At 61.7% G+C, this 871-nt stretch carries 1 pseudogene; it reads left to right on the top strand.

Going from position 1 to position 871, the window contains the following annotated elements:
* Positions 1-163: 163 nt before the first annotated feature.
* A pseudogene (locus EXE44_RS16950) lies at positions 164-871 on the top strand (spermidine/putrescine ABC transporter substrate-binding protein); the annotation flags it as partial.

The raw sequence follows: 871 nt of genomic DNA, 5'->3' as shown, positions 1-871 counted from the left end.
CATCCGCGCGACGAGCGCTGGGCCGTAACACCGGTTCACGGACGAATCGCCCCGCAGCGCGTCGAAAGCACGGATACACCCCAATAATGGCAGATAAATTAAATAACTCTGTATATGTATTACGTGGGAAATATTTATTTACTCTACTTCGTACATACGGCGTATGCCAACGAGTCACGAGGACTCGGCACGATCGAACAGGAGCGTGAGTCGTCGTCAGTACATCGCCGGTGCCGGTGCGGCCGGTGCGGTCGCACTTGCCGGCTGTAGCGGCGGTGGCGGCGGTGGCAGCGGTGGCGGCGGTGGCAACGGTAGCAACGGCGGTAGCATGGGCGGCAACGGGACGACCACGATCAACATCATCACGTGGGAGGAGTACGCCGAGATGCAAGAGAACATCGAGTCCACGCTCGACGGGGTGGAACTCAACATCACTCCCTCGACGTCGTCGACGGAGATGTTCTCGCAGTGGAGCGCCGGCCAAGACGCGCAGTACGACATCGCCGTCCCCAACAACAACCTCGTTCCGCGGTTCATGGACGCCGGCCTCGTCGCACCCGTGAACCGCGACGTGGTGACGAACTTCGACTCGATGTACGACCGGTTCCAGACGTTCGTCGACGAACAGTTCACGGAGGGCGGAGACGCCTACGGGGTTCCGATCCGCTTCGGTTGGTACGGCTACTCCTACGACTCCCGGAGCGTTCCGGACCACGAGCCGAGCTACAACATCCTGTTCGAGGAGGACTACGTCGACGCCGACCTCGACGGCGAGATCATCATGTACAACGAGGCGGCGAAGACGATCCCCGCGGCGGCGCTGTACCTCGGCATGGACGACGCCATGTCCGGCGCGCGGATGACGTTCACG

This window comes from Halorubrum sp. SS7 (assembly GCF_005435055.1).
Lineage (GTDB): Archaea > Halobacteriota > Halobacteria > Halobacteriales > Haloferacaceae > Halorubrum > Halorubrum salinarum.
The sequence above is the reverse complement of the archived record's forward strand: the minus strand, read 5'-3'. Positions and strand labels throughout refer to the sequence as shown.